Here is a 9,673-nt window from a genome sequence, read left to right as displayed (position 1 = left end):
CGCCGGGCGCGGGGCGGCGGGAGCGGGGCGGGTCTGCCCCGGCGTCGGCGTCGAGGGACGGGCGGGAGCGGCGCGTCCCACCGGCTTCCAGCCCACGACGTGACCGTTCGGGTCGGCCGGCGCGGCGCCCGGCGCGGACGTCCCGCTCTGCGACAACGCGTCGCGAATCCGGGCCACCGAGGGCCGGTCGGTCCGCCGGCGCGCCGTCACCACCTGGTTGAGGGTCTGGCCGACCACGGCCTTGCCCTCGGCGGCGGACACGCGCAGGACGGCCTCCAGCGCGGGCGCGATGTCGCGCTCGCCGCTGAGGCAGCGGATCACCAGGAGCGCCAGGCGGAACCGGTCCGTGTAGTTGTCGACGTCGACGCCCTGCGGGGTGAGCGGGTCCTCCCAGTTCACCGTCTTCACCCACGGGCGTTGGCCGAACGAGCACCCGTCGACGTCGATGAGGTACCCGCGGAACTCCGTGGGGCTCCACAACGCGTTGGCGTAGGACCAGTCCGCGTAGACGACCGACTCCCGTTCGAGGATCGCCGCGACGGCCGCGATGTCCTGGCACACCCGCAACCGCTGCGCGAACGTGGTGCGCGGCAGCCCTCGGGTGGCCTGCTGCTCCGGCGTCTTCGCCAGCCAGTCGACCGCGAGCGGCTTGACGTCGCCGACGCCGGTGAGGCTGGTCAGGGCCGCGCCGAACTTCGTGGGCGCGCGCGGGATGAGCACGCCGACCGTGTCCGTGCCCCGCACCACCCGCGACAACGGCCAGCAGCTCGCTTCGCGCAGCCGCCGGACGTCGTCCGCCCCGAGCCTGCGCGGCAGCGCGATCAGCCGGTCCAGCCGCTCGGCCTCGGCGGGCACGCACCGCTCCGGCCGGTAGCGCTTGAACAGCACGAGCGGGTCGCGGACCAGCGGGACGATCTCCAGCGACTCGCCGTCGTCCTTGCTCAGCGGCTCGCCGAGCGGGCCGAGCGTGCCGAGGTCCACCACCGCCGAGTAGCTCTTGGACGTCGTCATCCCCGGCCCCCGCACCAGACGACGACCGCCGTGCGGTCGTCCAGCTGACCCGGACCCTCGAAGTTGACGTCGAGCAGGAACGACGCGAGGTTCGGCGGTCGCCGCCACCGCTCGGCGAACCACCGCGCGCCGGCCGTGCTGTCGCTGATCACGTCGCCCACGCCGTCGGTCAGCACGGCCAGCACCCCGCCCGGCGGCACGTCGGCGGACTCCACCACGACGCTGCGGGCGTGGTGCGGCAGGAACGCGTCCAACGCGTTGCGGTCGAGGCCGTGCTTCTCCGCACCCGCCTGCCGCACCCACCGCGACCCGTGGCGCAGCCACGCGCTCACGTCGGCCAGCGAGGCGAGCCGGACCCGCCGTTCGCCGCCCGGCCCGGTGGGTCCGGTGGGCACGACGGCGACGATCAACGCGGTCAGCACCTCGTCCGGCTCGCAGCCGAGCTGGGTGGCCGCGCCGACGACGTGCTTGGCGACCGTGGTGAACAGGTCGACGAAGTCCAGCTCCTCCGGGTGGCGGCCCGCGTCCAGTTGGCGGCGCACCAGGTCGACCGCGGCCCGGACGGCGACGGTGGCCCCGATGTCGGACCGGGCCGCCGCGGACATGCCGTCCGCCACCGCGACCACCAGGTGCCGGCCCGCCGCGTCGCGGCCGAGCCGGTAGGCGTCCTGCCGGGCGGTGGCGGGTTCGGTGCAGCGGTGGTCGGGGCCGGCGGCGAACGCGGCGCGCACGTCGTGGTCGCCCAGCCGGACCTCGTCGGCGGCCAGGCCGGGTTGCGACGGCTCGACCGGCAGGTACCACGGCAGCCGGGCGGCCTTGGGCGAGCCGCCGAGCACGGGCGGGACCATGAGCGCCGGGTCGGCCGCGGTGAAGTCCCGCACCGGGTCGCGCGTCGGCTTGGCCGGCCCGGCAGGAGGCAAGGCAGGCGGCAAGGCGGGTGGCGGTTCGGGTGGGGACACCGCGAGGGGCGTGGTCTGCCGCCCCTTGGGGTGGGACCGGTGCGGGAACTGGTCCGTCGGCGGCGCCATCTGGTCGTACGGCTCCACTCGGGACCGCCCGGACGGCACGTTGGCCGGCCAGGTGCTCGGCGCCGGCTTGCTCTGCGGCAGTCCGCTTTGCGACAGCCCGCTCTGCGACAGCCCGCTCTGCGGCAATCCAGCCGGCGGCAATCCACCCGGCGGCGGTCCACTCTGCAGCGGTCCACCCTGCGGCGGCCGCTCGGCGGACCAGGGCGACCGGGTCTTGCCGACGCCCGCGTCCAGACCCCGGTCGCGCTCGTGCGCCACTCCCTGCTGGCCCACGGGCGGCACGCCGCGCGGCGGTGTCACCGCGTGCGTGCCGTCGACCGGCCCCGGCGTCCCGAAGAACCGCCCGAAGACCCGGTCGAACAAGGTCGACCACGCTCCCCCGGCCCGTTCGCCCGCCGGCACGTCCCCCGGCGACCGTTCCCCCGGCGACCGTTCTCCGGCAACCCGTTCCCCGCCGGACCGCTCCCCCGCCGGCCGGCCGTCCCTCGACCGGTCGCCCTCGGGCCGCCCGCTACTTGTTGTCGCCAACCGGCTTCCACCCCGTCACGCCCCCGCTGGGGCTCCCCTTGGACTCCTGCGGGCCGGATCGGCCGGGCTGCGGCGCCGGGGCGGCGACCCCGTGGGCGTTCACCCCGGGGCCGTTCACCGCCGGTCCGTTCACGGCCGGGGCCTCGACCACCGGCACGGCGTTCACGACGGGCGCCGGGCCGACCGCGCGCGGCCCGTTGAGCTGCGGCGGTCCCGTGTAGCCGCCCGCCAACGAGGTCGTGCTCTGCTGGATCAGCGTGCGGCTGAAGTCGTCCAGGTCGACGTCCTGGATGATCTTGCGCTCGACCAGGTCGCGCAGGAGGTCCATCCGACGCTGCTCGCTGGAGTGCCGGTCCTGGGCGATCATCGTGATCAGCGAGGCGGTGTCCTCCTTGTGCTTGGTCAGGTGCAGCACCAGGAGCGCGTTGTCGCCGTCGAGCGCACGGCGGGTCGCCTCGATCCGCCGCTGCTCGATCTCGCTCTCGTAGCCGGTGTTCCGGTGCTCCTGCAACAACCTCCGCGTCGTCTCGTCCAACGTGAGCCGCGCCGCGAACCGGTGCACGGTGATGCCCTCGGGCAGGTCGCGCGGCCCCGCGCCGAGGGTGCGGTTCACCTCCTCGTCGGCGTCCGCGCACTGCTCCACCGGGTAGCGCCTGCTGATCTGGCGCATCTCGGCGAGCAGCGTCGACCGCACCAGCGCGAGGCCGTCCACGACGTTGCGGGCCACCACCTTCACCGGGTCGGTGACGCGCCAGCCGATGTCCATCACGCCCTGGAACTCGAACGCGTCGTTGCGCGCCGGCAGCGTCACCGCCTCGGAGTGGAAGTGGTCCGCGATGTTCACGTCGTAGCGCCTGCGGTAGCGGCCCATCGCGCCCAGCTGCGGCGCCGGGACGAGCCGGCCGTCGGCGAGCAGGCACACCACCGCGATCCCGGCGGGCTGCAGCGGTCGCTTGCGGAAGAGCGAGGACGGCACCTCGTCGTGGGCGTGCACGAGCCGGACGGCGTGGTGGGCCTGCGGCTGAGCCGGGAAGGCCGATGGCTGTTGCGGGTTGTTCACCTGTGGGTCACCCCTTGCGGCAGCACGGCGAGCAGTTCCCTGGCGGTGCGCTCGGCCTTGGTCTTGGAATCCGGTTTCGTCCACCGGGGAACGTGCCTGCGCAGGCGCGCGGGCACCCGGCTGTGCACGCACGCGGACGTGACGAGCCCGACGAACGCCTGTCGCGCGGACTCGTCGCGCTCCACCATCGCCGCCCACTCGTCCAGCACGGTGAGCGCCAGCTCGCTGAACTCGGCCGAGTTCAGCGACCAGCCCCACAGCCCGGCGAGCACGCGGTGCAGCTCGCGGTCGCAGTACGCCAACCACAGCAGCGTCGGCCAGGTGACCGGACCGCGCGCGGACGGCCGCTCGACCACCAGGTCCGCGGCGACGAACATGAACGCCAGGTGCGCCACCACGGGCCGCAGGTCCTGCCGACTGGCCGACCAGACGCGGATCAGGCCGAGCACCGGGCCGGCCGCCGCGCCGTCCCGCGCGGCGACCAGGTCGGTCAGGCTCAGGCACACCGCCTCGACGACGTCGAAGTCGTCCTCCCCGGACAGCTTCTCCAACGCCCCGAGCGCGACGTCCAGCGGCACGAGCCCGGTGTTGGCGCCGTAGGCCCGCGCGGCGGTCGCCTTCAGCTCGGCGCTGCCCTGCGCCCACTCGGCGACCAGGTTGCGCACCGCGCCGGCGAGCGCGGGACCGTAGTCCTCGGCGGGGCCCACCAGGGCGATGGCCGCCGCCTCGCGGTGCTCCGGGTCGCGGCTGCGCGCCCACCGGGCCAGCACCTCGTGCCGCATGTGGTCGTACGCGATGGCGGTGAGCACGCCGACCGCCGTCGCCGCGCGGATGCGGACCGTCTGGTCGGGGTGCCCGCCCAGGTCGCGCAGCCAGGCGATCACGCCGCCGCGCGCCCGGTCGTGCTCCTGCCACACGTGCCGCAGCACCCGCACCGGGAACGTCGCGTCGGCGTACCGGACCACCTCGGCGGTCACCGTGCCGTACGGCGTGGTCACGTCGGCCTTGCCGACCCGCGCCCGCAGCGTCCGCAACCGGCTCGCCCGACCGTCGCCGAACGGGCTGGCCGCCTCCGGGACCGCCCTGGTCGCCACCGCCGTGCCGCCGGCCATGTCGAACTTGCGGTGCAGCTGGAGGCCGGTGTCGGCGACGGTCTCGTAGGGCAGGCCGTTGAAGATGGACAGGGCGATCGCGAAGCACTGGAGGTGCAGGTCGTTCAGGCCGTTGAACCAGCTGGTGAAGTCCTGCTGGTCGGACCGCGTCAGGCGGTCCCGCACGCCGGCGACCACGTCGTCGGGCCGGTCGGCCTCGTCGGCGATCAGCCGGGCCAGGTCGGCGGCCTTGGCGAGCGGCACGTCGGGCGTCAGCTCGCGCTCCAGCAGCTGCCGGACGTCCGGGCGGCCGAGCAGCCGGTCCGCGAGGCCGGGCCGGTCCCGCAGCCGTCGGCGCAGGTGCTTGTCGAAGACGTCGCGCGGGTCGACGCGGGCGCCGAGGTCGACCACGTACCGGCTGATCCCGCCGTCGGTGAACGTCGTCTCCTGGCGGACGGTGACGATCATCCGGCCGCCGAGCCGGGCGACCTCGGCGGCCAGCCGTTCGAGGTCGAACGCGGTCAGCGCGGACGCCTGGGCGGGCGGCAGGTCGGCGAGCAGGTAGCCGGTGGAGCGGGCGAGGTCGCTCGCGGACAGCCCGCGCAGGCGGGTCTCCGGGTCCAGCCGCAGCACCGCGTCGGGCGGCTCGTGCGCGGTGAGCAGCCACAGCGCGTGCGCTTCCTTGCCCCACCCCTCGGGGGCGCGCAGGATGACCAGCCGCCGCTGCGCCCACGAGTGCGCCGCCGTCGCGTCGGACGGCGGCACGAACGTCTCCCGGCACTCGGCCAGGAACTCGGCGGCCAGCCGCATGGCGGCGAGGCCGGAGGTCGTCGGCTTGCCGTGGAAGACGTTGTAGACGTTGCCGTTGATGGCGTCGCGGAGGGACGCCTCGCCGTCGATCCGCAGGTCCCGCCCGAAGCTGCGCCGGGCCTCGCGGACCTGGTCGTTGCGCGCGGCGGAGGTGCCGGGGTTCGCCGCCGCGGCGCTGATGCCGAGGCCGACGTCGGCCGCGCTGCGCGACGGCGGCTCGGTGACGGGCGGCGCGGGGTGCTCGGGGGTCGACAGGTCCGGCGCCTTGACCGCGGCCGGCGGGTGGCCCGGCGGCGTCGGCTCGCTCATCGGTGTCCTTCGCCGTGGTAGTGGTTGGTCTGCGGGCCTTGGACGGCGTCGCGCATCCGCACGTGGCCGCCGATGGTGATGCCGCCGGCCGGGGCCGGCTGGACCGGCTGGGCCGGTTGGACCGCTCCCGCGACGGGTTGGGGCGCAACGGGTTCAGGCGCGACGGGCGCGGGGGCGGCGGCTTCGGGCTGGGCCGCCGCGACGTGCCCACCGCGGACGTGGACCCACGCGTGGCTGTCGACTTCCTTGGCCACGAACGGAACCCGCGTGAACCGGAAGTGGTCGACCAGCACCGGGTCCTGCTTCACCACCGACGTGAACCACAGGTCCGACACGACGAGCACGAGGTTCGCCGCCGGGTTGGCCGCGAGGACGTCCCGCGCCCGCTGGAGGTCGACCATCCGGCACGCGGTGTTGAGCTCGGTGCCGATCCAGCCGCGCTCGTCCCGGCTCACCTCGCCCGCGTGCAGCGCCACGCGCATCCGCATCCGCACGGACTCCGCGCTGCGCCGGTTGTAGCGGGTCAGCTCCCGGTCCAGCCCCTCCACGAACGTCTCGGTGATCTCGATCTTCGGCACGCTCGCCGGCACGAACAGGATGACGCTGTCGCCGCGGTCCTGCGTCTCGCACGCGGCCCAGTCGACACCGGCTTTCCGAACCGCTTCCCGCAGCACGCCGTACATCTGGTCGCGCAACCAGCGCTGGTCGTCGTCCGCACGCCGGCCGTAACGCTCGATGTCGACGATGACGAAAGAAACGTGAGCTGATCTCTTCTCCATGAGGAGTCGTGCACCTCCGACACCTGACCGGCGCGTTCGGGCACACCGAATTCGGCACGTCGGTGTGCCGGATGTTCGGTCCGCCGGGATTCGCCACCTGGATGGCCGCGCAATGCCTCCAACGACGCCACCGCGTGACGCCGACCCCTACTGTGTTACGCGATCCGTGCAATGACTCCGCACAACGGCGGAATTCACGTGGACAATCCGGCTACTTCTCGCAACCCCACGACGTCCAGCAGCCTGATGTGGCGATAACGCGCCTCGATCAGCTTCGCCGCCTGGAGGTCGGCCATGTGCTTCTCCACCGTGCGCTTCGCCAGGCCCGCCAGCGAGCCCAGCTCGACCTGGGTCAGCGACACGTCGAGCTCGCAGCCGTCGTCCACGACCCGCCCGTACCCGTCGGCGATCTCCAGGAGCACCTTGGCGAGCCGTCCCGCCGCCGACCGGGCCACGAAGTCGACCCGGCGCCGGTCCGACCAGCGCAGCCGCTCGGTGATCATCCGCGAGATCTCGTGCGCGGTGTCGGGCGAACGGCGGAGGAAGGCGTCGAACTCGACCCGCCCGACCACCCTCGTCCGGACGTGGCCGCACGCGATCACGGTGGCCGACCGCGCGCCGCCGTCGATGGCCGCGAGCTCGCCGACCAGGTCGCCGCCGACCCGGACGGCCAGCACCGCCTCCTTGCCCACCGCGGAGTCCACTACCACCTTCACCACGCCGTCCAGCAGCAGCACCACGTGGTTGTCGCGGTCGCCGTACCGGAGCAGCGATTCACCCGGCGGGTACGCGCGCGCCGAACCGAGTCGCAGCAACTCATCGCGGAATTCCGGACGCAGTCGGTGCAGCAATGTCGATGCGGGCCAATCGTCCTTCGCCGACACGGGTGGCGACACATCTCCTCCACGATGGGTGAACCGCCAAGGTTCACGTCGCCCGCGCCGAATGGCAAGGACCATTTCGGTGACATCGACGCCGGATTCCGGGCGCGTTGTCGGAATTCCCTTCCCGACCGCCGCCTCCGCGCCGACTCCCGACGACGTCCGCCCGACTCGTCGTCCCGAAGCCCGCGTCCTCCTAGACTCACCCTCGTGAGCGACGAGCTGGTGCCGGACCCCCGTCAGATGCGCGCCTCGGACGCCGACCGCGAGAAGGTCGCCAGAGTGCTCCAGCAGGCGCACGGCGAGGGCCGCCTGGACCTGCACGAGCTGGACGAGCGCCTGGGCGCGGTGTACGCGGCGAAGACGTACGGCGACCTCGTGCCGCTGACCGCCGACCTCGGCGTGCCGGCGCCCGCCGTGCTACCCCTGCCCGTCCAGCACAACGCGCCCGCCTCGCGCATCGGCGGGACGCCCGGCTCGACGGCCTCGTTCGCGTTCTGGTCGGGCGTGGACCGGCGGGGCGAGTGGGTGGTGCCGCCGACGCACACCGCGGTGGCGATCATGGGCGGCGTCCAGCTCGACCTGACCAAGGCCCGCTTCGCGCAGGGCGAGACCACGATCAACGCCTACGCCCTCATGGGCGGCGTGGAGATCATCGTGCCCGAGGACATCACCGTCCGGGTCGACGGCGTCGGCTTCATGGGCGCGTTCGAGGACCTCACCTACAAGGGCGCGCCGACCATCCCCGGCGGGCCGGTCGTGCGCATCACGGGCTTCGCGATGATGGGCGCCGTCGAGGTCAAGCGCCCCAAGAAGAAGAAGCTGAAGGGCAAGCAGCGGCACGACGAGCTGGAGGGCTAGTCGCGGGGACGGCCGGCGGCTACCCTTCGACGTCCCCGCCGCCGTCCCCTGCGAGCCCATGACCAGCCCCGTGTTCGTCGACCCGTCCGGCCGCCGCCGATGGGTCCTGCGCGTCGTCATCGGCGTTGCCGTGACCTGCGTGCTCGCCTACCTGACGTTGCTCGCCGTCGCCCTCGCGGGCGGCCCGGTGAACCGGTCCGCGCTGCTGCCCGTGCCGGAGGACGAGACACCGGTCGTCGCCACCACCGCGGCCGTCACCACGACGACCACCGCGCGGCCCGCCCGTCCGGTGACCGACGCCGAGACCACCCCCACGACCGACGACGTCGAGCCGACCACGACGGTCGGGACCACGGCCGCCCCGAAGACCGAGAAGCCGACCCAGGGCCGCCGGTCCGAGGCGCCGGGCGCGGCGAACCGGCCGACGTCCGCCGGCAAGGGCTGATGCGCGCCCACCTTCCGTCACCACGCGCGCACTGGCTGCTGCTGGCGCTGTCGCTGGTGGTCCTGCTCGCCTTCCTGCTGCTCGACGTCCTGGTGGTGCAGCGGGTCGGGCAGGGCGAGGCGCCGTCGGCCGGTCCCGCGGACCGGGTGCCCGACGCGGTCCGCACGGGCGGCCCGCTGATCGGCTCGGACGGCACCGGCCTGACGTCCCGCGCGGTGCCGGACGGCGCGGTCGTGCTGACCTTCGACGACGGCCCCGACCCGCACTGGACGCCGCAGGTGCTGGACGTGCTGCGGCGCAACAACGCGAAGGCCACGTTCTTCGTCACCGGGGTCGCCGCCGCGCGCCACCCGGAGTTGGTCGAGCGCATGGCCGACGAGGGCCACGAGGTGGGGCTGCACACGTTCACCCACGTCGACCTCGGCACGGTCGGCGAGGCGCGCACGGCGTTGGAGCTGGGCCAGACGCAGCTCGTGGTGGCCGCCGCGACGGGGCGGGCGAGCAGCCTCGTGCGGCCGCCCTACTCGGCCCGCCCGGACGCGCTGGACAACGACGACCTCGCCGCCGTGGAGCGGATGGTGGCGTCCGGGCACCTGGTGCTGCTGTCCACCCACGACACCGAGGACTGGCGCAACCCCGGCGTCGACGCGATCGTGGCCGCCGGCACCCCGTCCGACCGGCGCGGCGTGGTGCTGCTGGCGCACGACGGCGGCGGCGACCGGTCGCAGACCGTGGCGGCGGTGGAACAGCTGATCCCGAAGCTGCGCGAGCAGGGCCGCCAGTTCCGCACGGCCGGCGACGCGCTGGGCGTGCAGGTGCCGCGCTCGGCGAGCGCCGTGGAGCAGGCGGAGGGCACGGCGGTGTCGCTGG

General features: G+C 74.2%; 9 protein-coding genes. 3 read left to right on the top strand and 6 right to left on the bottom strand.

Annotated features, from left to right (window positions below; all coding sequences use genetic code 11):
- The 6 genes from ACFQ3T_RS30915 to ACFQ3T_RS30890 form a co-directional block, all read right to left on the bottom strand.
- Positions 1–1,011, bottom strand: a 1,011-nt coding sequence (locus ACFQ3T_RS30915) for a hypothetical protein (protein ID WP_380728684.1), incomplete at its 3' end; no start/stop codon positions are given.
- Positions 1,008–2,402: a protein phosphatase 2C domain-containing protein gene (locus ACFQ3T_RS30910; RefSeq protein WP_380728682.1), complete on the bottom strand. Its 1,395-nt coding sequence runs from the start codon at positions 2,400–2,402 to the stop codon at positions 1,008–1,010. The genes ACFQ3T_RS30910 and ACFQ3T_RS30915, both read right to left, overlap by 4 nt.
- Positions 2,403–2,550: 148 nt before the next feature.
- Entirely contained in the window at positions 2,551–3,627 is a 1,077-nt protein-coding gene (locus tag ACFQ3T_RS30905) for a hypothetical protein (protein WP_380728681.1), read from the bottom strand.
- Positions 3,624–5,837, bottom strand: coding sequence for a hypothetical protein (locus tag ACFQ3T_RS30900; RefSeq protein WP_380728679.1), 2,214 nt, complete (start codon positions 5,835–5,837; stop codon positions 3,624–3,626). Before ACFQ3T_RS30900 ends, ACFQ3T_RS30905 begins: the two co-directional genes overlap by 4 nt.
- Positions 5,834–6,616: a hypothetical protein gene (locus ACFQ3T_RS30895; RefSeq protein WP_380728677.1), complete on the bottom strand. Its 783-nt coding sequence runs from the start codon at positions 6,614–6,616 to the stop codon at positions 5,834–5,836. Before ACFQ3T_RS30895 ends, ACFQ3T_RS30900 begins: the two co-directional genes overlap by 4 nt.
- A gap of 194 nt (positions 6,617–6,810) precedes the next feature.
- Complete coding sequence (locus ACFQ3T_RS30890; RefSeq protein ID WP_380728675.1) at positions 6,811–7,431, bottom strand: Crp/Fnr family transcriptional regulator; 621 nt, start codon at positions 7,429–7,431, stop codon at positions 6,811–6,813.
- Positions 7,432–7,707: 276 nt separating this feature from the next.
- Here ACFQ3T_RS30890 and ACFQ3T_RS30885 point away from each other — a divergent pair, with 276 nt between their 5' ends.
- The 3 genes from ACFQ3T_RS30885 to ACFQ3T_RS30875 form a co-directional block, all read left to right on the top strand.
- Positions 7,708–8,358, top strand: a complete 651-nt coding sequence (locus ACFQ3T_RS30885) for a DUF1707 SHOCT-like domain-containing protein (protein ID WP_380728673.1) — start codon at positions 7,708–7,710, stop codon at positions 8,356–8,358.
- 58 nt (positions 8,359–8,416) lie between these two features.
- Positions 8,417–8,803: a hypothetical protein gene (locus tag ACFQ3T_RS30880; RefSeq protein WP_380728671.1), complete on the top strand. Its 387-nt coding sequence runs from the start codon at positions 8,417–8,419 to the stop codon at positions 8,801–8,803.
- A partial coding sequence (locus ACFQ3T_RS30875) for a polysaccharide deacetylase family protein (RefSeq protein WP_380728669.1) occupies positions 8,803–9,673 on the top strand: 871 nt, incomplete at its 3' end. The genes ACFQ3T_RS30880 and ACFQ3T_RS30875, both read left to right, overlap by 1 nt.

Origin of the sequence: Saccharothrix hoggarensis (assembly GCF_042678885.1) — a bacterium.
GTDB classification, from domain to species: Bacteria; Actinomycetota; Actinomycetes; order Mycobacteriales; family Pseudonocardiaceae; genus Actinosynnema; species Actinosynnema hoggarensis.
This window is presented reverse-complemented; position numbering and strand designations above follow the sequence as displayed.